The 23,629-nt window shown below is 68.1% G+C and carries 18 protein-coding genes and 1 pseudogene; 10 read left to right on the top strand and 9 right to left on the bottom strand.

Annotation, left to right across the window (positions count from 1 at the left end; all coding sequences use genetic code 11):
- Positions 1-191: pseudogene (locus H289_RS33215) on the bottom strand (HNH endonuclease signature motif containing protein); the annotation flags it as partial.
- A gap of 546 nt (positions 192-737) precedes the next feature.
- On the opposite strand from H289_RS33215, the gene H289_RS0126975 reads away from it, so the two are divergent.
- From H289_RS0126975 to H289_RS0126955, 5 genes are read left to right on the top strand one after another with little or no spacing between them, the layout of a single operon-like run.
- A complete protein-coding gene (locus H289_RS0126975) occupies positions 738-2,213 on the top strand; it encodes a flavin-containing monooxygenase (RefSeq protein ID WP_020103975.1) in 1,476 nt (491 codons plus the stop codon).
- Positions 2,214-2,227: 14 nt separating this feature from the next.
- Positions 2,228-3,205, top strand: coding sequence for an alpha/beta hydrolase (locus H289_RS0126970; RefSeq protein ID WP_020103974.1), 978 nt, complete (start codon positions 2,228-2,230; stop codon positions 3,203-3,205).
- A gap of 53 nt (positions 3,206-3,258) precedes the next feature.
- Positions 3,259-6,105, top strand: coding sequence for an AMP-binding protein (locus tag H289_RS0126965; RefSeq protein WP_036421587.1), 2,847 nt, complete (start codon positions 3,259-3,261; stop codon positions 6,103-6,105).
- Between the two features lie 33 nt (positions 6,106-6,138).
- A complete protein-coding gene (locus tag H289_RS0126960) occupies positions 6,139-6,405 on the top strand; it encodes a hypothetical protein (protein ID WP_036421584.1) in 267 nt (88 codons plus the stop codon).
- 19 nt (positions 6,406-6,424) lie between these two features.
- Complete coding sequence (locus H289_RS0126955; RefSeq protein WP_020103971.1) at positions 6,425-6,721, top strand: hypothetical protein; 297 nt, start codon at positions 6,425-6,427, stop codon at positions 6,719-6,721.
- Between the two features lie 9 nt (positions 6,722-6,730).
- Here H289_RS0126955 and H289_RS0126950 read toward each other — a convergent pair whose 3' ends face one another.
- On the bottom strand, positions 6,731-8,488 hold the full coding sequence (locus H289_RS0126950; RefSeq protein ID WP_020103970.1) for a SulP family inorganic anion transporter: 1,758 nt from the start codon (positions 8,486-8,488) through the stop codon (positions 6,731-6,733).
- The gene (locus H289_RS31485) at positions 8,485-9,534 is read right to left on the bottom strand and encodes a sulfate ABC transporter substrate-binding protein (RefSeq protein WP_036421581.1); all 1,050 of its coding nucleotides are present in this window, start codon (positions 9,532-9,534) and stop codon (positions 8,485-8,487) included. The genes H289_RS0126950 and H289_RS31485 overlap by 4 nt, the downstream gene beginning before the upstream one ends.
- A gap of 101 nt (positions 9,535-9,635) precedes the next feature.
- On the opposite strand from H289_RS31485, the gene H289_RS0126940 reads away from it, so the two are divergent.
- Genes H289_RS0126940 through H289_RS32095 form a run of 3 tightly spaced genes read left to right on the top strand, consistent with a single transcriptional unit; the run spans position 9,636 to position 11,531 of the window.
- On the top strand, positions 9,636-10,187 hold the full coding sequence (locus H289_RS0126940; protein WP_020103968.1) for a hypothetical protein: 552 nt from the start codon (positions 9,636-9,638) through the stop codon (positions 10,185-10,187).
- A gap of 18 nt (positions 10,188-10,205) precedes the next feature.
- Entirely contained in the window at positions 10,206-11,135 is a 930-nt protein-coding gene (locus H289_RS0126935; protein WP_020103967.1) for an LLM class F420-dependent oxidoreductase, read from the top strand.
- Between the two features lie 6 nt (positions 11,136-11,141).
- Positions 11,142-11,531, top strand: coding sequence for a hypothetical protein (locus H289_RS32095; RefSeq protein ID WP_020103966.1), 390 nt, complete (start codon positions 11,142-11,144; stop codon positions 11,529-11,531).
- Here H289_RS32095 and H289_RS0126925 read toward each other — a convergent pair.
- From H289_RS0126925 to H289_RS33525, 6 genes are all read right to left on the bottom strand, one after another.
- Complete coding sequence (locus tag H289_RS0126925; RefSeq protein WP_036421636.1) at positions 11,528-12,769, bottom strand: DUF445 domain-containing protein; 1,242 nt, start codon at positions 12,767-12,769, stop codon at positions 11,528-11,530. The genes H289_RS32095 and H289_RS0126925 overlap by 4 nt on opposite strands.
- On the bottom strand, positions 12,769-13,401 hold the full coding sequence (locus tag H289_RS0126920) for an Abi-alpha family protein (protein ID WP_020103964.1): 633 nt from the start codon (positions 13,399-13,401) through the stop codon (positions 12,769-12,771). The genes H289_RS0126925 and H289_RS0126920 overlap by 1 nt, the downstream gene beginning before the upstream one ends.
- A gap of 93 nt (positions 13,402-13,494) precedes the next feature.
- Positions 13,495-15,009, bottom strand: a complete 1,515-nt coding sequence (locus tag H289_RS0126915) for a dynamin family protein (protein WP_020103963.1) — start codon at positions 15,007-15,009, stop codon at positions 13,495-13,497.
- A complete protein-coding gene (locus H289_RS0126910; protein WP_020103962.1) occupies positions 15,006-16,847 on the bottom strand; it encodes a dynamin family protein in 1,842 nt (613 codons plus the stop codon). Before H289_RS0126910 ends, H289_RS0126915 begins: the two co-directional genes overlap by 4 nt.
- A gap of 96 nt (positions 16,848-16,943) precedes the next feature.
- Positions 16,944-18,056, bottom strand: coding sequence for an IniB N-terminal domain-containing protein (locus H289_RS0126905; RefSeq protein ID WP_020103961.1), 1,113 nt, complete (start codon positions 18,054-18,056; stop codon positions 16,944-16,946).
- Between the two features lie 256 nt (positions 18,057-18,312).
- Positions 18,313-18,849: an Rv0340 family IniB-related protein gene (locus H289_RS33525; RefSeq protein ID WP_020103960.1), complete on the bottom strand. Its 537-nt coding sequence runs from the start codon at positions 18,847-18,849 to the stop codon at positions 18,313-18,315.
- A 215-nt stretch (positions 18,850-19,064) separates the two neighbouring features.
- Between H289_RS33525 and H289_RS0126895 the strand changes: the two genes are divergently transcribed.
- Both H289_RS0126895 and iniR read left to right on the top strand, forming a co-directional pair.
- Positions 19,065-21,038 carry an Hsp70 family protein gene (locus H289_RS0126895; protein ID WP_020103959.1) on the top strand — a complete coding sequence of 658 codons (1,974 nt, stop codon included), beginning with the start codon at positions 19,065-19,067 and terminating at the stop codon, positions 21,036-21,038.
- Positions 21,035-23,524, top strand: coding sequence for an isoniazid response ATPase/transcriptional regulator IniR (iniR, locus tag H289_RS31470; RefSeq protein ID WP_020103958.1), 2,490 nt, complete (start codon positions 21,035-21,037; stop codon positions 23,522-23,524). The genes H289_RS0126895 and iniR overlap by 4 nt, the downstream gene beginning before the upstream one ends.
- Positions 23,525-23,629 lie beyond the last annotated feature (105 nt).

Here is a 23,629-nt window from a genome sequence, read left to right as displayed (position 1 = left end):
ACCACCAGGCCAGAAAAACCGTCGATCGCCCAGTACCGTTTTTCGATGTCGTCGTCGGGAGCGCGCAGCTCCCACAGGTCGCCGATCGCGGCCAGGCGCCGGGCGCCGGCGGCGTTCTCCTGGCGGGTGGCCAGGGTGATCGCGTCGACCGCCGCGGCCGCGGCGTGGGGATCACTCATAGTTTCGCTCATACGTTCGAATGTAGACCTGCCCACCGACACGTCGCGGCGGCTACGGGCAGCCTGGCATCGACGACGATTAGTCCGCCTAAACAGAAGGGCCACAGCAGGATTGGTGCCGCACACCAGGTGCACGGATCGTCGACGGTTAGGACAACTAGCCAACCCGGCCCGCGAACGCGGGACGCCAAGAGGCAAGCCGCCGACAACCCGCCAAGCCGCCGCGCCGGACCGCAGGACCGATTAGCCGACCTAACCGTCGAGGATCGACAGGCCGGCGCCCGAGCCCTTGGGGATGGGCCGGAACGATTGCGGAGTCGACCTAACCGCCGAGGGTCCTGTGCCGCATGAGCCATCAAAGGACAGCTAGGTCACCTAACCGTCGTCGATCCGCCGACGCCGCCGCCAGGCAGCGGGTAGCAAACAGCAGTCCCGGCCGCGATTTACCCAGCCCACCTAACCGTCGAGGGTGCATCGCCGGGCCTGCGAAACCCGGCATAGACGACGCGGCACGGAATTAGAGTCAGGTACACCCGCCGGACCGGCAAAGGAGTGCCCATGACAACCACCGCTCCCATTGACGTCCTGGTCATCGGCGCCGGGATTTCCGGCATCGGAATGGCGTATCACCTCAAGACTTTTCGCCCGGGCACGTCGTTCGTGGTGCTGGAGGGCCGAGACGCGATCGGCGGCACCTGGAGCCTGCACCAATACCCGGGAATCCGGTCCGACTCGGACATGCCGACCTTCGGCTTCGGCTTCAAGCCGTGGACACACCGCAAGTCCATCGCCGACGGGCACATCATCCTGGATTACCTGCAGCAGACGGTCGAGGAGAACGACCTGGCCGGCCACATCCGGTTCGGCTACCACGTGGAATCGGCGAATTTCGACTCCCGGCAAGGACTTTGGACCGTCACGACCACCCACGACGGGCGCACCGAGACATTCACCTCACGCTTCCTGTTCCTGGGCACCGGCTACTACGACTACCAGAACCCGTACATCCCCGACTTCCCCGGCCGCGAGGATTTCGAGGGCCCGGTGATCCACCCTCAACTGTGGCCGCAAGATCTGGACTACACCGGTAAGAACGTCGTCGTCATCGGCAGCGGTGCCACGGCCGTCACGCTGATCCCGAACATGGCAGACAAGGCCGCACACGTCACCATGCTGCAGCGGTCCCCTAGTTACGTGTTCTCGATACCGGCGTCCGACCCGATAGCCAACGTCCTCAACAAGGTCCTCGGCCACGAACGGGCGTACAAGATCGTCCGGCGCAAGAACATCTCGCTGAACCGCGGAATGTTCAAGATGTGTATGCGCTACCCGAAGCTGATGCGAAAGTTGTTGATCGCCAATGTGGCTCGACAGCTTCCCAAGAATTTCGACGTCGACACGCACTTCACCCCCAAGTACAACCCGTGGCAGCAGCGCCTGGCGATGGTGCCCGACGGCGACCTGTTCAAGATGGTCTCGACGGGCAAGGCCTCGATCGTCACTGACCACATCGAGCGGTTCACCAAGCACGGCATCCTGTTGAAGTCCGGGCAGGAACTGGCTGCCGACATCATCATCTCGGCGACCGGACTGAACATGGTCCCCTTCGGCAAGATCGAGCTCAGCGTCGACGGGCACCTGCTGCATCTCCCCGATCTCACGGTCTACAAGGCCATGATGCTGTCCGGCGTGCCCAATTTCGCGTTCGCCGTCGGCTACACCAACATCGCCTGGACACTGAAGGTCGATCTGGTGTGCGAGCACTTCTGCCGGATGCTCGACTACATGGACGAGCACGGCTACGGCAAGGTGGTCCCGGTCCTGGAGGACGGGACCATGGAACGAGTTCCGTTGCTGGACATGACCTCCGGCTACGTCCAGCGGGCCGTCGCGAAGTTCCCACGCGGCGGCACCTATGGCCCATGGGCGTTCAAGCACGCCTACGAAATGGACCAAGAGCGGCTGCGCAACGGGCCCATCGAGGATCCCGCGCTCGTCTTCACGCCCGCCGCCGCGCCACTGTCCGTGGTCTGACCGAAGGAGCGATCATGACAACCGACTTCTTTTTCATCAGCCACGGCGAGCGTTGTGCCGCTTGGCATCTGACCGCCGATACCGACGCGCTGACCGGACAGACCGGGCGGCCGTGCGTGGTCATGGCCCACGGCTTTGGCGGTACCCGTGACTCCGGCCTGATGGCGTTCGCCGAGCCTTTCGCCGCCGCCGGGATGGACGTGGTGCTGTTCGACTACCGGGGCTTCGGCGATTCGGAAGGCGAACCACGCCAGTACATCTCGGTCAAGAAGCAACGGCAGGACTACCACGCCGCCATCGACGCCGCCCGCAATCTGCCGGGTGTCGACCGGGACCGCATCGCGCTGTGGGGCACGTCGTATTCCGGCGGGCACGTCATCGCCGCCGCCGCCGAAGATCAACGGGTGGCCGCGGTGGTATCCGTGTGTCCAGCCACCGACGGGATGGCTGCCCTGGTGCAGGGAGTGCGAGAGACGAGTGCCGGTCACATGGCGCGCATGGTGGCGCACGGACTGTTCGATGCCGCGGGGGCCCGGTTCGGCCGCAATCCCCACTACCTGCCGATCGCCGGACAGCCGGGAAGCGTCGCACCGCTCAGCACTCCGGGTTCCGAGGAGTCCTACCTCGCCTTGGCCGGCCCCACGTGGCGCAACGAGTTCGCGGCCCGCACCGTGCTGGAGGTCGCGTTCAACCGGCCGACCGTGCATGCCAGTGAGCTGGAGTGCCCGCTGCTGGTGCAGGTCGGCACCAATGACCGCATCGCACCGCCGGATGCGGCCAAAAAGGCCGCGAAGAAGGCGGGTTACCTCGCGCATCTGTGTGAGTACCCCATCGACCATTTCGATTTCTACGAAGAGCCGTGGCAACCGCAAGTCCTCGCCGACGAGGTCACCTTCCTGACCCGCGTCCTCGATCCGATCCGTTCGACCGACGTGCATTTGCGGTCGACCAACCCACCGGCACCGAGACTGGCGGTCAAACTGCCGTGGTGAACGCGTCCGCTTGGCATGATCTGCACCGAGTGTTGAGCGAAAGGGCCGACTGAATGTTCGACAGGGTTGTGGCGACGACTCGCAACTGGCTGGAAGTTGCTCGCTACGGCGGGTTGGAGACGGGCGAAGAGCCGGCGCCGTACGACGTCGTCGCCCAGGGCCGCATCCACAAGCTGCGGCGCTACCGCACCAGCGGCGAACCGGGCCGTCCCCAAGTGCTGCTGGTGCCGCCGCTGATGCTGACCGCCGACGTGTTCGACGTATCGCCGCAGGCCAGCGGCGTTCGGACCCTGATCGACAACGGCATCGACCCGTGGGTCATCGACTTCGGCTCGCCGGAGAAGGAAGCGGGCGGCCTGGAGCGCAACCTGGCCGATCACGTGCTGGCGGTCGATGCGGCCATCGATGAGATGGTCAACTTGACCGGCGGCGGCGTCCACCTCGCCGGCTACTCGCAGGGCGGCATGTTCTGCTACCAGACCTCGGCGTACCGGCGCAGTGTCGGCATCGCCAGCGTCATCACTTTCGGCAGCCCGGTCGATCTCAGCAAGACCGCCCCGATGGGCGTCCCCGCCGAAATCGCGATTCCCGGCATGGGGTTCGTGATGGAGAACGTGCTGCGCGGTCGGTCCGTGCCGGGCTGGGCGACGCGGCTGGGGTTCCAACTGCTCGACCCCGTGAAAGCGGTGACGGGCCAGCTGCAGTTCCTGGCCGCTCTGCACGACCGCGATGCCCTGCTGCCGCGCGAAGGGCAGCGCCGCTACCTGATGAACGACGGCTGGGTGGCGTGGCCCGGCCCGGCACTCGCCGAATTCCTGCAGCAGTTCCTGATGCACAACCGGATGCTGACGGGCGGATTCAGCATCGCCGGACGACCGGTGACGCTCGCCGACATCACCTCGCCGATCCTGGCGTTCGTCGGCGATGTCGACGAGATCGCCCCGCCTGCGTCGGTACGCGGGATTCTGGGCGCGGCACCGCGCACAGAGATCTACGAAAGCACTTTGCACGCAGGGCATTTCGGGTTGGTGGTGGGCAGTACCGCGACATCGCACACGTGGCCGCTGGTCGCCGACTGGATGCGGTTTGCCGAAGGCAAGGGCCCGCAGCCGGAGCACGTCACCAAGGTCGACACCACGACCACCGCCGCCGAACCGGTGCCTGCGGGACCGGCCGAGGGTGTCCAGGCATTGATCGACGCCGGACGCATGGTTGCCGGCTCCGTCGCGCGGTCGGTCGGGGACGTCCGCGGCATGTTCGGCACCGTGTCGCGTCAGATGCCCCGGTTGGCACGCATCCGGAGACTGGACGCGAACACCCGAATCTCGTTGGCGCTCTTGTTCGATGAGCAGGCGCAGCACGCGCCCAACGACGTCAGCTTCATGTACGAGGACCGCAGCTACACCTACGGCGAGAACAAGGTCCGCATCGACGCGGTGGTGCGCGGCCTGCTCGCCGCGGGCGTGCGCGCCGGTGAGCACGTCGGCGTGTTGATGGGCACGCGCCCGTCGGCACTGGCGGTGGTGACGGCACTCAACCGCATCGGTGCCGTGGCCGTGATGCTCCGGCCCGGTGCCGATACCGCGCGTGAAGTCGAGCTCGGCAGGGTCAACCGCGTCATCGCCGACCCCGAACATTCCGAGGCCGACTTCGCCGGCCGGCCGCTGCACACATTCCTGTTGGACACCCCGTACCTCAACCGGGACCGCACCCTGACGGCCCTCGAGATCGGCGAGACCAACGCCGTGCGCATCCCCGACTGGTACCGCCCCAACCCGGGCCGTGCCGGCGAGCTCGCATTCATCTTCTTCGGCGGCCCGGACGACGATCCCCGCCCCATCCGAGTCACCAACGGCCGCTTCGGTTTGTCGGCATACGGAACCGCGACGTCGGCGACGCTGAACAACTCCGACACCGTCTACTGCATCAACCCGATCTACCACACCTCCGGCCTGCTGACGGGCATCGGCGGCGCGGTCGCGGGCGGCAGTCGGCTGGCGATGGCCAAGGACCTGGACCCGACGACGTTCTGGACGGAAGTGCGCCGCTACGGCGTGACCATCGTCTGCTACACGTGGGCGCAGCTGCGGCCGCTGGTCAACGCCGCCCCGCAGCCCGCCGAGCGCAACCACTCGGTGCGCCTGTTCGTCGGCTCCGGCATGCCCCGCGGCCTGTGGCGCCGCGTGCTGGACCGGTTCGCGCCGGCCGGTGTTCTCGACTTCTGGTCCACCAGCGAGGGCGAGGCCATCCTGGCCAACGTCAACCCGGCCAAGCCCGGATCGCTGGGGCGGCCGCTCCCCGGCAGCGCGACCGTCGAGGTCGTGCGATGGGATCCCGAAGCGCAGCAACTTGTTTCGGGCGCGGACGGTTACGCCATCCGGTGCGCCGACGACGAGACCGGCCTGCTGCTGGTGAAGATCAGCTCGGCCACCACCGCGTCGGCGCCGCCGCTGCGCAATCTGTTCGAGGCCGGCGACGCCTGGTTCTCCAGCGGCAGCCTGGTCAGCCGGGACGCCGACGGCGACTACTGGCTGATCGACTCGGTCGACACCCAGATCCGCACCGCCGACGAGGTGGTGGCGTCCCTGCCGATCACCGCGGCCCTCGGCAAGCTGCCCGCCGTCGACCTGGTGCACACCTATGGCGTCGCCGCCGACGACGCCGAAGTGGCGGTCGCGGCGCTGTCCCTGGTGGACGGGCAGGACGTCTCCGCCGGCGACTTGGACGAGGCACTCGCGAGTCTGCCGGCCGCGCAACGGCCGGCGTTCGTCCGCGTCGTCGACGAGGTACCGATGACACCGTGGCACCGCCCGGTCGCCGGACCGCTGCGCCGCGACCCGCTGCCCCCGCCCGGCCGCTACTTCACCCGGACCGACGACGGTAGTTACAAGGAAAACTGATACCAGCCTGACGAAGTCGTCAATAATCTTCGCATGAAGAAAAGCGTTGCTGCAGTGTTGTTGCTGCTGGCGTCCGCGGCCGTGCCGACCGTCGGCGCACCGGTCGCACACTCCGATGTGTGCGGCAGCGTCGGCGGTCGCCACGTGAGTGCCGGCGGCTGTACCAACATCGCCGGTGATGCGGCGGTGGCCGCGGCGGCTCCGGAGGACGCGGCCGCGCAGGCCGCCGCCGGCCGGCCGCCGTGCTACACCCCGGCCGGGGTGCCCTACTACACACCGGGTGACTTGCCTTGTAACTGAGGCCATTTAGGCTGACGGCATGCACAAGTCTCTGCAGCGTGCCGCCGTCATCGCCGCGGCCGCCTTGGCACCCATGGCCATCACCGCAGCGATCGCGCCGGCCGTCAGCAACGCGGACTGCGACAACGGCACCTGGTGGGATCCGGTGCAGAACCGGTGCCAGGCCCCGCTGGTGCAGAACTGTCCGGGCGGCTGGTGGGACCCGAACATCAACAGCTGCCGGCCGCCGGTCTCGACGACGCCGCTCGACTGCCGCGACGGCGCGTGGTGGGACCCGATCAACAACATCTGCCGTCCCCCGCTGCTGCCGCAGTAGCGGGTCCGGTCAGACCAGGTAGTACAGCTCCTCGTCGCTGCCGACACGACTCGGGACCAGCCGTGACTCCGCGTAGCGGACCGCCTTGAGCGTTGCCGAGAACTCCTTCTCCTCTTCCGGGAAGATGCGCTCGTCCGGGAACCAGTCGCGCAGCCCGACGTTGCTCAGGACGTCCAGGGTGTCGGGCCGAACGCCGGCCAGCAGGACGGTGACACCGAGCTCGGTCAGGTCGTGCAGGAACCGCTCGACACGCTCGATGCCGACCGCGTCGGGGTTGCGGGCACGTTTGAGCCGGAGCACCACGAATTGGGTGCCTTCGGCCTTGACCCGCTCGGTGAGCGCGTCCAGCGCGTGCTCGATTTCCGGTGCGGCACCGAAGAACAACTCTCCTTCGATGTCGTAGATGAGCACCGCCGGATTGTCCGGCTCGTCGCCGACCCGTTCTCGGACCACCCGTTCCGGCGTGACCACGAGCTCGGCGATCTTGAGCTTGGAGGCGCGCGGGACGAACAGCAGGATCGACAGCGCGACGCCGAGCAGCACCGCCTTGTCCAGGTCGACGACCACGCCGGTGATTGCCGTGACGATCACCAGACCGGCGTCGTAACGAGAGGCCCGGACGGTGTGCACCAGTCGTTGGAAATCGACCAGGCGAACCGCCGTCACCAGCAGCAGACCGGCCAGCGCCGCCTTCGGGATGTAACTCAGCAGCGGCGCGAACAGCAGCAGTGCGCCGGCCACCGCCACCGACGCGATGACGCCGGAGAACCTGGTGGCCGCACCGGCCTGGAAGTTGATGGCCGACCGCGACAGCGAACCCGAACCGGGCAGGCTCTGGAAGAAGCCACCGGTGAGGTTGGCCAGGCCTTCCGCCAGAATCTGCCGGTTGTAGTCGATCTTCTGCTGTGTCTGGTGCGCAATGGCTTTCGCGATCGACAGCGCCTCGATCAAACCGATGAACGCGACCGCCAACGCGCCCTCCGACAGATGCGGCAGCCACTCCCAATGCACCACTGGAATGTGGAAGTCGGGCAGGCTGGCGGGAATCTTTCCGGTGATCGACACCGCGGTCTTGCCGCCGTGCCCGGGTGTCGACCAGCCCGAGAAGTAGGCGATCAGCGCCGCGATGACCAGCACGGCAAGCATGTCGATCTGCGGCCAGCCATAGCGCTGCACCAACTTTCGGAGCACGACCGCCGCGACGACAGCCGTGACACTCAGCACCACGGCCCGGTAGTTGATCGCGTCGCCGTGGAACAGCGTGAGGTAGGTGCGGTACAGCACCTGCATGTTGCCGTTGCCCCGGTCCTTGACGCCGAGCGCATTTCCCAACTGGCCCAAGGCAAGTAGGAACGCGGCCGCCGCCATGAACCCGACGATCACCGACTCGGAGATGTACCGGGTCAGGTCACCCAGCTTGAACACCGAGATCAGAATCTGGATGGTGCCCACCAGCACCGCGAGCAGGAACAGTGCCTCGAACAGTTCGGTGCGGTTCTCGGGATCGATGAACGCCAGCGAGCTGAACACCAACAGTGAGATGGCGCTGGTGGGTCCGTTGATCAGGTGCGACGACGAGCCGAATATCGACGCGATGAGGGTCACCACGATGGCCGAGAAGACACCGTATTTGGGGTCGACGCCGGCGATCAGGGCGTAGGCCATACCCTGTGGGAGAGCGATGGCGGCCACCGTCAGGCCGGCGATCAGATCGCGCCGGGCGAGGGTGCGGTCGTAGTTGGTCTTCAGGTTCGAAAGCAGGCTCACGATCCCACCACCGTTCGCTGCGCAGGGATATGAATGGTGTCGACGATTCCGTTGTCGCCGAAGAACTTTTCGGCGGCGTCGTCCCAGTCCTTGGCGATCGCCGACACCGGGAACAGCGCGATGTCCGGTAACTGGGCCCGATACTTGGCCTGGATCTGAGGGTTGATCGAGCGGTACCCGTATTTCGCGATGACGTCCTGGGCAGGATCGGTGAACAGGTAGTTCAGGTAGGCCTTCGCGTAGACCTCGGTCTTCTTGCCGGCCACGTTCGCATCCACCCAGGCCACCGCGGGTTCGGCCTTGATGCTCACCGGTGGGTACACGATCTGCAGCTCGTTCGGTGCCGCAGCCACCTCCCGGATGGCTTCGTTCTCCCACGTCAGGTGCACATCGCCGATCTTCTGCACGGCGAAGCTGGTGGCCGCGCCACGCGCGCCCTCATCGGCGACGGCGACGTGCTTGAACAACGCCGCCAGGTAGTCGTGGGCCGCTGCCTCGGAGCCGCCACGGGTCGTCACCGAACCCCACCCGGCCAGCACGCTGAGCTTGCCGTTGCCCGACGTGCGCGGGTCCGGGGTCACCACCGAGACATCGCCCTTGACCAGATCGGGCCAGTCGTGGATGTTCTTCGGGTTGTCCTTGCGGACCACGAACACGATGGTCGACGTATAGGGGACCGAGTTGTTGGGCAGCCGGTGCTGCCAGTCCTTGGCGATGAGCCCGCGCTTGGCCAGCTTGTCGACGTCACTGACCAACGCCAGTGAGACCACACCGGCTTTCGACGTACCGTCGATGACGTTGCGCGCCTGCCGGCCGGATCCGCCGTGCGACTGAGCGATGTCGACGGTGACGCCGGACTGCTTGCGGTACTCCGCAACGAACTGCGGGTCCAGCGCCGCGTACAGCTCGCGCGTCGGGTCGTACGACACGTTCAACAGTGCATCCGGCGATGAACCGTGAATGTTCTTGAACCCGATCAGAACTCCGGCCACCGCGATGGCGACGACGCCGACCACGCCGAGCGGGGATATGTGTTTTCTGCTCATCGCCACCTCTGTTCACTACGGAAGTTCGACGTTAGGCAGCAGGACGCGCCGGGGCAGCGGTCTGGATCAGCGCGATCAGATCTCCCGTAGCCTGATGGCCGATGAACCACACACGGCTCACCATGTCTGCCACCGCTGCGCTGGCTGCCACGCTGCTCGCGGGCTGCGACAGCACCACCACCGGGAACCCGCAGTCCGGACCGGCCGGTGGCCTGTCGACCACCGCGTCCACCAGCACACCCACACCGAGTGAGAAGGCGATCCGCCCGGTCCCGGTGAGCCCCATCCCCGTACCGAGCGCCGTGCCACCCACGGCGCAGGCCCTGGCTCCGCAGAACGGCTATGTCTTCATCGCGACCAAGTCCGGCCAGACCCGGTGCCAGCTCAACACGGCCGCCGTCGACTGCGAGTCGTCGTTCGCCAATGCGCCACAGGTCAACGGGGAGACCGCGCGCGGCGTCCGGGTCACCGCTGCCGGCAAATTGTCTTGGGGCTTGGGCAATCTCGGTGCCATCCCGACGGTCACCCTGGACTACCAGACGTACTCGGCGGTGGGTTGGACCATCCTCGCCGGGGCCGAAGGCACCCGCTTCACCAATGCCGCGACGGGCCACGGGATGTTCGTCTCGACGGCGGGTGCCAAGGCGTTCTGATTCACTAGGCTGGGCGGCATGGACTTCCGGGTATTCGTCGAACCACAGCAGGGTGCCACCTACGCCGACCAGCTCGCCGTCGCTCAGACCGCCGAAAGGCTCGGCTACTCAGCGTTTTTCCGCTCCGACCACTACCTGGCCATGGCCGGCGACGGGCTGCCCGGCCCCACCGACTCGTGGGTGACGCTCGGCGGCATCGCGCGGGAGACGAGCACCATCCGGCTCGGCACCATGGTCACCTCCGCGACGTTCCGCTACCCCGGCCCGCTCGCCATCGCCGTCGCGCAGGTCGACGAAATGAGCGGGGGCCGTGTGGAATTGGGCCTCGGCGCCGGGTGGTTCGCCGAAGAGCACGAGGCCTACGCGATCCCGTTCCCCAGCCTCGGCGAACGCTTCGACCGCCTGGAAGAACAGCTGCAGATCATCACCGGATTCTGGGACACCCCGGTCGGTGAACTGTTCGACTTCGCCGGCAAGCACTACACCGTCAAGAACTCCCCGGCACTGCCCAAGCCGGCACAGGCCCACCCGCCGGTGATCATCGGCGGCGGCGGCGCCAAGCGGACCCCGGCGCTCGCCGCCCGGTTCGCCTCCGAATTCAACATCCCGTTCGTCGACATCGACACCCTGACCACTCAGTTCGGCCGCGTACGGGCGGCCGTCGACGCGGCCGGCCGGGCACCCGAAAGCATCACGTACTCGGCGGCTTTCGTGCTGTGCGCGGGCAAAGACGACGCGGAGATCGCCCGCCGGGCCGCCGCCATCGGCCGCGAGGTCGACGAGATGCGCGGCAACTCCCCCACTGTCGGCACACCGGCCGAGATCGTCGACAAGCTGGCGCCGTTCGTCGCGGCCGGGGTCGAGCGCATCTATCTGCAGGTGCTGGACATGGCCGACCTCGACCACATCGAGTTCTTCAGCACGGAGGTCATTCCCCAGCTACGCTGACCGGCCATGACCGAGCGGCCGTGGCACGAGCGCACCCCGCATGTCGTCGGCGCCAGCCTGGCCGCGCTCGCCGCGATCGCACTGCTGTATTTCGCGGGATCGTGGCTGGTGCGGCACAACAACCAACCGCAGCCGCCGCCGGTGCCCGTCATCGTGGATGACTCCGGCCAACCGTCGACCACGGCGGTCACCACGAGCACGCCGACGTCCACCAGCTACTCGTCAGTGACTCCGTCGACCACGGACATCGACGTGCCGCCCACGACGGATACGACGACGACGTCTCCCACGTCCACGCCGTCAGGTGACAGCACGACCACCAGCCGCACCCCGAAGACGTCGACGTCGATCACCCAGTCCCGGCGCACCCACCCGCCGGGACCGCGCCCGCACTAGTGCGTGAAGAACTCGATCATCAGCACCTGGAGTTCACCGACGCAGCCACCGAGGATGGCGCCGATGGCGACCATCAACGGTTCGTCGTCCTTGAACACCGGCCGCAGAATCGACTCGTACTCCTCGTTGCTGAGCTGATTCATCTTCTCGATGATCGTCTGTTCCAGATCGATCTTGCTCATGGCGTAGTCCTGCGCGTCCAGCAGCGTGGCCGGCAGCCGCTCGACCACGAGATCGACGACCCGGTCTTTCAGCGCGTTGTACTTCGACGTGCCGACCGCGAACTTCACGACGGTGCCGGTCCAACCGCCGATCTCGTTGTCGATGGCGGCCTCGACCTCACGCGCGATCATGGCGAACAGCTTGTCGGCGCCGGGGCCCTTGAGGATGCCGTCGAAGAGGATGTCCGGCGCGAAGAGGTCCTCGGAGAGGATGCGCGCGTAGTCGGCGGTGATCTTCTCGCGCTGGGCGTGCAGCAGCCCTTGGAACTTGATGAAGCCCAGATACTTCGTCGGCTTGATGGGCCGGAACAGCATGTTGAGCGCGATGTAGTCGCTGATCAGACCGATACCGAAGCCGAAGGCCGGCATGATCCACGGCAGTTTGAAGATGGCCCAGACGAACATCTGCGCGGTACCGATGATCAGGCCGAAGTAGATGCCGCTGCGCCGGACGAACGCCATGGCGTCGTCGGACAGGCCACGCATCAGCTTGTTGAGCTTCTCTTTGTTGCGCACCAGCGTGGTGACCGCGAGGAACTGCAGGTCGACGAACCGGCTGAGGTCCGACTGCATCTCGTTCAGCATCTTCTCGGTGATGCGCGGCGCCTGGGAGTGGATGCGGTTGAGAATCGCCTGGCGCCCGGCCTCGGGCAGGGAATCCCACAGGCCCGGACGAATTTCCTCGGCGACGTCGCGCGCGATGTCGTTGATCGACGCCGACAGCGGTTCGCGCAGCACCTCGACGGCCTCTTTGGCGTCGATCCGGGACAGCAGTTCCTCGGGTTTGAGCAGATTCGCGGTGAGCAGCTCGATGGTGGTGGAGCCGACCTTGCCGGCCCGTCGCGGGATGATGCCCTGCCAGCCGATGGGACCGATGCCCTTGAACTCCAGCGGCCGGTAGATCATCTCCATCGCCACGATCTTGGTGCTCCAGCCGACGAAGGCGGCCACCAGCGGCATGGAGAAGTAGATGATCCAGTGCTCGCGGAAGTCGAGGAGGATCTCGGTCAAGGACATCAGCGCCACCCGTTCTGGTCGTCCTCCGCGGTGGCGGCGGCCCACAGCGATCGGCCCAGCGGCGACAGCGTCAAGGTCAGCTTCTCCACCTTGGCGGGCAGCGGACCCTTCGACGCGGCCTTGATCGCGTTGAGGACGATGGTCTCAGCCATCAGCACCTCGTACTCGGTTTTCAGCGCAGAATCCTCCGGACCGATCTCCACGAGGCGCAGCGCCAGCAAATGCCCGACGTACTGCGGCGTCATCTGCGGGAGGGCGACGTTCGCGGTCCGGCCGACCAGTGCCGCGTTCTCCAGCACCGGCTTGCGGGTCCGGTCGTAGACGTTGACCAAGGGCGAGACGGAGCCGTCGGACAGGGCGCCGACGATGCGGGCCTCGTCGGCCACCAACTGATCGAGCAGATGGTGGTACAGCTCGGTCTGGCTGCCGGCGGTGTTCTGGTCGAGCGCCCGGTTCAGCAGCTGGCTCATCTTGGAGTTGAGCGACTCTTCGGCGGGCGCCTCAGTGGGCGCCGAGACGACGTCGTCATCACTGTCTTCCGGTTCCAGTTCGTTGAGGCCTTTGCGCAACGCGCCGACGATCTGCTGCTCGGTCCAGCTGTAGACGTCCAGACCGAGTCGAGCGGCGTCCACCGCGCGTCCTACCAGGCCGAAAGGGTCAAACGATTGAGCCACCCGCAAACGGTAGCCGCGCGGGGTACCAAATTGCCAACGATCTCGAATATCTCACCTTCCCTGCGCCGCATAGTCGGCGACCAGGGCCTCGGCACTGCGCACGGCGGCCCGGCAGGCGCGTGCGGTGAAGGGGTCGTTGAGCGGATGATCGGCCCGGCGGCGCCACCGCTGCACCGCCGCGAACGCCGCCCGCGGGCCGTCGTACGGCGCATCGTTGCTCAGCCCGAGCCGGCTGGCCGCGTCGGTCCCCGAGCCGCCGATGATGCGGCGCAGCGACGCCATCTCGTCGTCGTTCAATGTGGTTGGCCGGGAACGTAATTGACCGAGAAGTCGCAATTCTTCGAAGGCGTGTGTGTCGGCCAGCAGGGGATCGATGTCCGCCAGGATGAACGGCGTCGCGTAGATGGGATTGGCCTCCACGAAGCGCCGCAGCGAGCGCAACGCGGTGTGCGCCTTGAGCATGTCGGCGCGCTGCGCGAACTGCTGATCGATGACGTCGCGCAGGGCCACCAGCCCACTGCGGTCCAGCAGTTCGTCGGCGAGCCCCTGGGAGTCGGTGACGCCGGCGCGCAGCACAGCGATCGCGATCCGGATGCCGAACATGCCGAACCGGTCCAGCAGCGCGGCCCGGGTGATGGCGTCCACCGGCAGCGAATCATCCTGTCGGGCAAAGCGATCGGCAGACAGCATGGCCTTGGTCAGGGCCGTCGCGCCGTCACCGTCCAGGGCGGCCAACTTCTGCAGCGCGGTGAATTCGCTCTGCTGCAGTGTGCGTGCGGTCAGCGCCAGCAGGCCCGACACCGGGACGACGGCCTGGCAGACGCCGGTGCGGTCCAGCTCCGACGTGAATCGGGTGGCCACCTCACGGGCCGACATCATGGCATCGATGCGTCCGGCGCCGATCTCGTCGGCGCGCGACGCGACGCCGATGACGCCGAGGGCGCCCGAGCCGCTGCCGACGAGTTCCCCGATCTGCTTGAGCAGCGCGATGTCTGGCGCGTTGAGCGTGCGCAGCAGGAAGACGACGGCGTCCACCCGCGGTACGCCGTCACGCGGCACGAGCAGTTGCAGCGTGCGGTCGGAGACGTCACGTGACAGCGACGAGGTGCCCGGCGTGTCGATGATGGTCGTCTGTTCCAATTCCGCTGCGGGCCACTGCACGTCGAGGTCGACGATGTCTCCCACGTTGGCGGCGCCCTGCGCCCCGGAATACCGTGCCAGGTCGAAGGTGAGCCCGTCGCCGCGCGTGATCGGCACGTCGGTGCGGCGGCCGTCGCGATGGTTGGCGGTGACCCGGGGCGTGGCGCCGTGCCGGAACCAGGTGACCAGGCGGGTGGCCTCGGTGGCGTCGGTGGGCGCAATCTCTTCGCCCACAAGCGCATTCACCAGTGTCGACTTGCCGGCCTTGAGGGTTCCGGCCAGGGCGATGCGGATCGGCTGATCGAGCCGGCGGCCGATCCAGTCCAGCTCGGCGAGGGCCTGCGGCCGGTGCTGGTAGACGGGGTCGGACCGGTAGGCCGAGATGACGCCGCCCAAGATGGCGCGGACGCGTGCGCTTGTGCTCACTGGGCGAGTGCGGGAGTCAGTTTCACGGTGTTCTCAAGGACCTGGCGCAGAATGTTCAACTGCCGCTCCAGTTCCCGCACGCGGTTGTCACGCTCGCCCGCTTCGATCTGCGCCGCCGCGAGGGTTGCCTGCAGCGATTCGTTGAGCGAACGGGTGGTCTGATTGGCGATGCCACGGTAGTGATCACGCAAGTGCCGCTGGATGTTTCGCAACCGGTCGCGGGACTCCTTGCCGACGGCGAACGACACGTCGTCGACGAACCGGCGGACGTTCATCTTCGCCTCGCCGCGCACCCGCAGCATGCGGTTCTCCATGTCCTCCTTGTAGGCCTTGCGGCCCAGCACCAGTCCGGCGCCCAGCGACAGCGGGTTGAACATGCCCAGCCCGGCGAACGAGGTCAGCATGCCGAACATCAGCACACCACCGTAGGACCCGCGCATCCCGGTGATGACCTTGTGCCCGGCGCGGATCGGCTCGGACTCCAGCCGCGCCACGGGGTTGAACTCACCCAGCCCGGCGCCCATGTCCCGGGCCCGGACCTCGGCCAGTTCGACCGAATCCAGCCCGGCCTCGACGAATGTGCGGGCCACCTCCGCGGCGAGGGCCTCGGCGCGCTGGTGCGCCCAGACGAAGTTGTCACCGACAGCCGTCGCGACCACGTTCTCCAACTCGGCGCCGATCTCGGCCCAGTGCTGGGTGGGGTCGCAGCCGTCGATGATGCGCTCGGTGTGCGCGGTGATGTTGCGGAAGCGGTTGCGCAGGTCGTGGTCGACGTCGGCCGTCAGGTCGGCGATGCCGTCGTTGAGCACCTGCTGCCACAATGCGGTCTGCTGCAACGCATTCTGGGCGTCTTCCTTCTTCTGCTCGAGCTCGGCCTTGATGCGCTCGATCTTCTCGGGGTCGTTGATCGCCGCCAGTTCGGTGGACACCGCCAGGGTGAGATGTTCTGCGGCCGCGTGGATTTCGGTGACCACCTGGTCCTTGAGGCGGTCGTTCTCGCGGCTGAGCACCTTTTCGGTGAGGAACTTGATGATCGCCGGGAAGTTGGACTCGTCGTTGAGTTCCTTGTCGTTCAGCGCCAGCGCGTGGGTGCGCAGCGCCGAGGACACCGGAACCACCGGAACGTTCAGCCGCGCGCGCTGCAGGTGCGCGGCGTTGGCCGCGACGATCTCCCGCCAGTGCGGGTACAGGTCGGTCTTGGTGGCGACAATCGTTGCCACCGGGCAGATTTCGAGGGCCTGCCGGATGAACGTGAGCTCCGGCTCGGTGAACTCCTGACTGGTGTCACTGACCATCAGGAGGGCGTCGGCATCGGGCAACAGGCCGAGCGTCGCCGACAGGTGGGGCTGCCCCAGCCCGCCGACGCCGGGGGTGTCGACGAAGGTGAGGCCACCCTTGAGCATCGGGCTCGGCGCCGCGACTTCGACGCGCAGCACCTGGCGGCCCTGCGCCTGCGGGGCGTGGCGCAGATCGGCCGACAGCTGGTTGGGCGGAATCGCGACGACGGACGGGTCGCCACCTTCCTGAGCGGGCGCCAGCACGAGTTCGGCGGCCGCCGCATCGCCGTAGTGGACGACGGTCGTGAGCACGGTGCTCTCGTCGTCGCCGACGCGGGCGACCGGCATGTTCAGCAACGAGTTCAGCAACTGGCTCTTGCCCTGCTTGAGCTGTCCGGCGATGACCACCCGGATCTGTGGATCGCTGATCCGGGTCTTGGCCGCCAGCAACCGCTGCGCCAGGTCGTCGCGGTCGTTGAGGCCTGCGATCCGGCTGGTGTGGTCGATCAACTCGACGATCACCGCGACCGGGCGCGGGTTCGCCTCGTTCGGCTGCGTCACTGGGCTCTCCTCGACTGCATTGTCACTGTCTAACGGTATGCGCAAACATCCGGCGGGGCCTGCAAGTGGCCCCGCCGGACGGTTTGTCGCGATCGATCAGTGCATGTGCGGATCGACGTGGGTGGTGTGGCTGAAATCGGTGGTGGTGTGGGTTTCGGTCGGTGCGTAGGTGTTCATGCTGGCCTCGTGCACCGAGTTGTCGGCAACCGTGCTGTGGACCGAGTTGTCGGAGCTCAGCTCGGTGTGGGTGGTGTTCCCGCTGCCGATGTTGGTGTGGGTGCTGTTGCCGCTACCGATGCTGGTGTTGGCCGTGTTCCCGCTGTTCAGGCTGGTGTTGACGGTCGAGGAGTGCGACGAGTCGTCGATGACGCTCTTGTTGCCGCTGCCCAGGTCGCCACCGACCGTGGTCTGGTTGCCACCGACGTGCGTCGACGAGGTGTTGCCGTCGTTGATCACGATGTTGCCGCCGCTGCCACCGCTGCCGCCGCTCGCGTGGCCGCCACCGATCAGGCCGCCGCCGGCGCTCGCGCCGCCGCCGTTGCCGCCACCGGTGTTGACGTCGTTGACCACCGGGCCGGAGTTGCCCTGGATGATGTGGCCGCCCGCGGTCTGCGAGTTGTCGGTCGCGTGGTTGCCGGTGCCGACGATCACCGGCGAGTGGCTGCCGGTCAGGATGTCGCCGTTGGTGACGGTGTTGCCGTCGCCCTGCACGGCGCCCTTGCCGCTGGCGATGTCACCGTGGTTGTTGCCCGCGATGTTGACGCCACCGTCGCCCTGCTGGACGTGGCTGCCACCGAGGGTGATATCACCGAAGCCCAGGTTGAAGGCACCCTGCTGGGCGTTGGCGCCGGCGTGCTGCTCGGGGCTCAGCACCGGGATGTCGTTGCCACTGGCGATCGGCACGTTGTTGTGGCTGGCGAAGTCCGTCTGGTTCCGGCTGGCGAACTCGGGGGCGAAGGAGGTCTGCGGGGAGAACGGCGAGGACATGCTGTAGTAGTCCGAAACCGCGTTCTGCAGGCCGACGACCGGGTCGCCGCCACCGAGGACCACGCCGGCCGGGACGGCGCTGGCGGCCACCGAGGCGAGCTGCGCGGAGGTGACACCGGCGAGGCCGGCGTCGCGCATGGTCTGCTCCGGGTTCGCGACGAACGAGCTCGCGATGGTCGGGAAGCGGAAGAGGTCGATGATGAATTCGATCAGGCTGGTCATTGGAGTCCCTTTCGTTGGGGTGTTGCTCTTTGGAAGTTCTTCTCGCCGCTGTCCGGCGAACTGAGAACAACGTTAGGGGCCGTCGAGGGCCGTGCAAACGGGGCAACCACCCCTACCCCCAATGAAACTTAGTGGGGTATCCAAGCTCCCCCTATTAGGGGATTAGGGGATGGCTAGGGTGTTTGCTGAGTGCGCGGTCAGAAACAGAAAACGCCGGTGGCCATGGCGGCCACCGGCGTTTGTCGGGATGAGTGGGTCAGCTGAAGAAGTCGAAGCCCTGGTGGTGTTCGACGCCGGCAGACGGGTCTGCGGTATCGACGGGGTGCCAGTCGAGCGCACCCGGATCCGACAGCTCGCCGGCATCGACGACCGGGACGTCGCTGTGCAGGCCGAGGTCGTCGGACACCGCGAGGTCCGGCACGGCGGTGTGGTCCGGCAGGCCCGGTCCACTGTCGAATCCTCCCAGGTCAGGGTCGGAAATCACCTGCGGTGACACCACCGTCGGCACGTGCGTGTCGAAGGCATCGAAGGCGTCGAACGCCGCGGTGGCGGCGCCACTGGTCCAGACGTTGACGCCGGGATCGTCGAAGCCGGCGGTTGGCACGCCACCCGCCGCGGAGGACACTGTGCCCAGGGACTCGGACACCACCGGGATCAGGTGCGCGACATCCGCCGTGGTGACGCCGGTGAGATTGGCGTCGGCGATGGCACCGGCAGGGTCGGCGGCGTAGTGCGCAGCCACGTCGGGGTCACGCACCACCGACATGACGAAATCCAGTAGCGGATTTGCCATGGCACCTACTCCTTCCTGGGGGCCTCTTGATAACTATTTCGATGCTATCGCCGATATAGCTCCCAGAGATCGGTGCTGACCCCAGCACCCGACACCATCCGTTAGGGGCACTCCCATTAGGGATTCACCAATCGTTAGGGGATTGTGTCCCAACCCCGGGCTGCCAGCGCATAGGGTGGCCTGAGCCCGGTAGCGCATCAAAGGAGTGGACGTTTATGAGCCTCGGTTTGTCGATCGGCCAGACCAATCTGGTGGCCGTGCCGGCCGGGCGACCGCCGGTGAGCCGTCGCGCCATCCTGGCCCTGTACCCCGACCGGCCCGCCGAAGTCGGCATCCCCACGCAACCGGGCGGCCTGGTCCTGACCGGGTTCGTCGAGCGCGTCGGCGACCCGATCCCCCTGATCGCTCCCGACGGCTCGGCGCATCGCGGTGAGGCCGTCCTTGCCGAGGCCCTCGACTCCATGGCCCGCACCGCGGGCGGCGGCGCCCCGATCGTCATCGCCGCTCCAGCGCACTGGGGTATGTCCACCATCGGCGCGCTCTCTGCGGCGCTGCGCGGCAAGCCGGGTCTGGCCGCCGCACCCGTGGTCTCCGACGCGGCCGCGGCGCTGGCCGGCCTCAAGGCCGGGTCCGGACTGCCGGATCACGGCGTGGTGGCGCTGTGCGATTTCGGCGGCAGCGGCACCAGCGTGACCATCGCCGACGCCGCGACGCTGAGCCAGATCGGCGAGACTGTGCGCTACCCGGAGTTCTCCGGCGACCTCGTCGACCAGGCGCTGCTCAACCACGTCATCGCCGGCATCACCGAGTCGTCCGATGCCGATCCGGCCGGCACCGCGGCCGTCGGCTCGCTGTCGCAGCTGCGCGACCAGTGCCGGCAGGCCAAGGAGCGCCTCTCGTCGGAGACCGCGACGTCGGTGAACGCCAACCTGCCCGGCTTCGCGTCGGCGCTGCGCATCACCCGCCCCGAGCTGGAACGGCTGCTCGAACCGGCCCTGGCCGGGCTGCTCGCCGTCCTGCAGGAAACGCTGCAGCGCAACCAGATTCCGGCCGGCGTCCTGACCGCCGTGGCCACCGCCGGCGGCGGCGCGTCGATTCCGATTGTCACCCAACGCCTTTCGGAGCACTTCCGGGTTCCGGTGGTGACCTCACCGCAGCCGGCGCTCACCGCGGCCGGCGGCGCCCCGCTGGTCGATCAGCGCACCATGAGCGCCGACGCCCCGACGGGCATGGCCCCGACGATGGGCTGGGCGGCCGGTCCCGCGGCATGGGCGGGCGGCCCCGCGACCATGGCCGCCCCGATGCCGCCCGCCGACGCGAACCCGTCCTCGACCGTCGGGCCGTCGCTCGCCTGGTCCGACGACGAGGACCCCGGCGCGGCGGTCGGCGGCGCAGACTTTGCGACCGGCTACGCCGAGGCCGCGCCCTACGGCGAGACCACCGCGCGGCCGGCGATGGACTTCGCTCACGAAGAAGAGGACAACCTGCCCGACGTGGCGCCGGTCCCCTGGTACCGGCGCCCACCGCTGATCTTCGGCGCGGCCGCGGCGGCGTTCCTGGTCGCCGGCGGCAGTTGGGCTGCCGTCGGACTCACCAGCAACGACACCCCGTCCGGCCCGGTGACCGTCGACGTCACCACCACCATCACCGGCCCCGACGGCTCCATCACCACGAGCACCTACAAGGCCACGAAGTCCGTTGTGACACAGACGAATCCGAACGGGCAGGTCGAGACCTCGACAGTGACCAACCCGGTCACCACCACGACCAACGCGCCGACCACGACGACGACCACCAGTGACTCGTCGACCACGAGCTCGACGACGACCACGACAACCACCACGACTACGACGACCACACCGTCGACCACGACAACGACGACCACCACACCCCCGACCACCACGACCACCACGCAGCCGCCCACGACGACGACCCAGCCGCCGACGACGACGCAGCCGCCCACCACCACACAGCCGCCGACCACGACGAAGCCGCCGACGACGCAGCCGCCCAGCACGCAGACTCCGACGGCCGCGCCGACGACCCAGGCGCCCAGCACACAGCCCACGGTGGAGCAACCGCCCAAGACGGCCTCCGTATCGGCGGAGACCGGGTCTGCTCCGTCGGCATCGGTGGCCACCGCATCGGCGCCCATCACCGCGCAACCCTCGGCATCGACCAGCCAATGACCGCAGCGGCCGGCACGTCGCTGGTGCTCGGCGGAATCGGCAGCGGCAAGACCACCGCGCTGGAAGCGGTGCGAAAGACGTTGCGGGCCAACGGCACGACGATGCTCGCGCGGGTGCCGAAGCCCGGCGAGGCACCGGACGCGGCCATCGTCATCGACGATGCCCAACTGCTGTCCCCGGAAGAGCTGGACGCGCTGACCGAGCTGGCCGGTGACCCGGCCCGCACCGTGGTGGTCAGCGCCGAGCCGTTGGCGCACGAGCGCGCGCTCAACGCCCTCACCACCACTCTGAGCCGGCAGCATCCGCCGATTCAGCTGGCGCCGATGACGCCCCGCGAGATCAACGAGGCGCTGGCCCGCGCCGGCGTCCCCGGCACGCAGGTGCCCGCATTGATCGTTGCCACCGGCGGCATCCCGCTGCTGGTGTACTCGGCGCTGTCGGCGCTGGCGTCGGGCGCCGATCCGGTCCGGGCCGCGTCCGTCGCGTTGAGTGAACGGCTGCGCCGGCTCGACGAGCACCTGCTCGACACGTTGTTGCTGTGTTCGCTCAGCCCGGAACTGGGGCCCGACGACATCGCCGCCGCCTTGCAACTGCCCGGCGACGACGCGGCCGTGCTGATGGACCGGGCCCGCGCCAGCGGCCTGCTGTCCGCGTCGCTGCACCCGCGGTTCATCGACACGCTGCACCGGTCGCTCACCCGGCTGGTCGGCGCCGCGCGGCACCGCGAGACCGAATGCCGGCTGCTGCGCTCGCAGGTCGAATCCGCCACCCTGTCAACCGAATTGGCGCTGAAGCTGGCCGAGCACGGCACCGTCGACGACCTCCTGGCGGCCGATCTGATTCACCGCGCCGCGTCGGCCGCACCGCGTCAGGCCGCCCGCCTGTACCGGGCGGCGGCCCGCGCGGGCACCGCCCCGGCCGACGTGCACCTCGCCGACGCCCTTGCCGTCACCGGCGACTGCACCACCGCCGGCACCCTGGCGGACGAACTGCTCACCGCCGACGACGCCGGCGTCCGCGCCCAGGCGGTGCGCATCGCGGCCAGCGTCGCGATGCACGACGGTGCCGCCGCCCATGCCGCGGATCTGTTCCGGTGGCTCGGCCCCGATCCCGATCCGTTCGTCGCCGCGGCGGGCGCCGTGGTCGGTGTCGCCACCGCCGATGCCCAGCTGGCCCGCGTCTGCCTGCAGGCCGAGAACTCGCTGCCGCCAACGTCTTCCGCGCGCGCGGCGCGCGGTATGGCCGAGGGCATGCTGCTGACGCTTGATCAGCCGTTCGCCGTCGCGATGGCGCGGCTCACGCAGGCCCTCGGGTCCACCAACGGCGTGCACGCCGTCGCGCCGGACAGCCCCGCCGCACTGCTGAGCCTCGTCGCCCTGCACGGCGGTGACGCCGTCCGCGCCCGCAGCGTCATCGGCCGGGCCATCCGCACCGGCGGCGACGCGGGTTTCACGGGTCTGCGCCACCGGCTGCTGCTGGGCTGGATCCGGATGCTCGACGGCCAACTCGATTCCGCCGTCCCGGCATTGGGCACGACCGAGGTCGCCGACCTGCACCGCCGCGACGCGCTGTGGTTCACCGCGCTGCAGACCGCCGTCGCCCGGCGCAGCGGCGACACCGGCGCCCTGCAGAAACACTGGCACGCGGCCATGGAAGTGCTGGCCGAATACTCCCTGGACCTGTACGCCCTGCTGCCGCTCGGCGAGTTGTGGGTCGCGGCGGCCCGGTTGCAGCAGCTCGACCAGCTGCGCCAGCCGCTGGCCGAGGCGTTCGGGCTGCTGCGGGCCGCCGGCAATCCGGCGCTCTGGGCAGTGCCGCTGCACTGGGCGGGCGTGCACGCCGGCATCCTGGCCAACGCGCCCGAGGCCGTCGCCCCGCACGGGCAGGCCCTGGCCGCAGCCAGCCGGGCCGAAGGTGCGCACGGCGCCTACGCCACCGCGCTCGCCGGCGCCGGCCGGGCGTGGCTGCGGGTCCTCGCCGGCGACGTCGACGCCGCCGAGGTGACGGCGGCCGCCCGCGGGCTGGCGCGCTTCGGGCTGACGTGGGATGCCACGCGTCTGGCCAGTCAGGCCGCGTTGCATTCGGCCGACGGCCGGATCTCCGGGGCCATGCTGCAGCTGGCGCGCGACCTCAAGCAGGACGCGGCCCTCGAGGCGGCGGCCGATCCCATCGAGCCCGCGGTCCCCGCTATTCCGCGTGAGCCCGCTTCCGGCCCAGATGTGCGCAACACCACACCACCTCCTGCCTCGGGTGACGCTCGGGCCACATCCGCCGCAACGCCCGCCTGGACCCGGCTGTCCGACCGCGAGCGCGAGGTCGCGGAGCTGGTGCTGCAGGGCATGCCATACCGCGACATCGGGGCCCGGCTGCTGATCTCCGCGAAGACCGTCGAGCACCATGTCGCCCGCATTCGCCGCAGGTTGGGGGCCGAATCGCGGTCGGAGATGTTGTCGATGCTGCGGGCGCTGCTCGTCGAGAAGGTCTGACACCACCCTTATATAAGGAAGGCCTCGATCGGCGCTTGGCCGAGGCTGATTCTGGGTAAGGAAGTGAGCGCAAAGCGGCAGCTCAAGTTAGGACAGCCTTGCTAG

The organism is Mycobacterium sp. 360MFTsu5.1 (assembly GCF_000383495.1).
GTDB classification, from domain to species: Bacteria; Actinomycetota; Actinomycetes; order Mycobacteriales; family Mycobacteriaceae; genus Mycobacterium; species Mycobacterium mucogenicum_B.
Note: the sequence above shows the minus strand (reverse complement) of the source record. Positions and strands in the feature narration are given on the sequence as shown.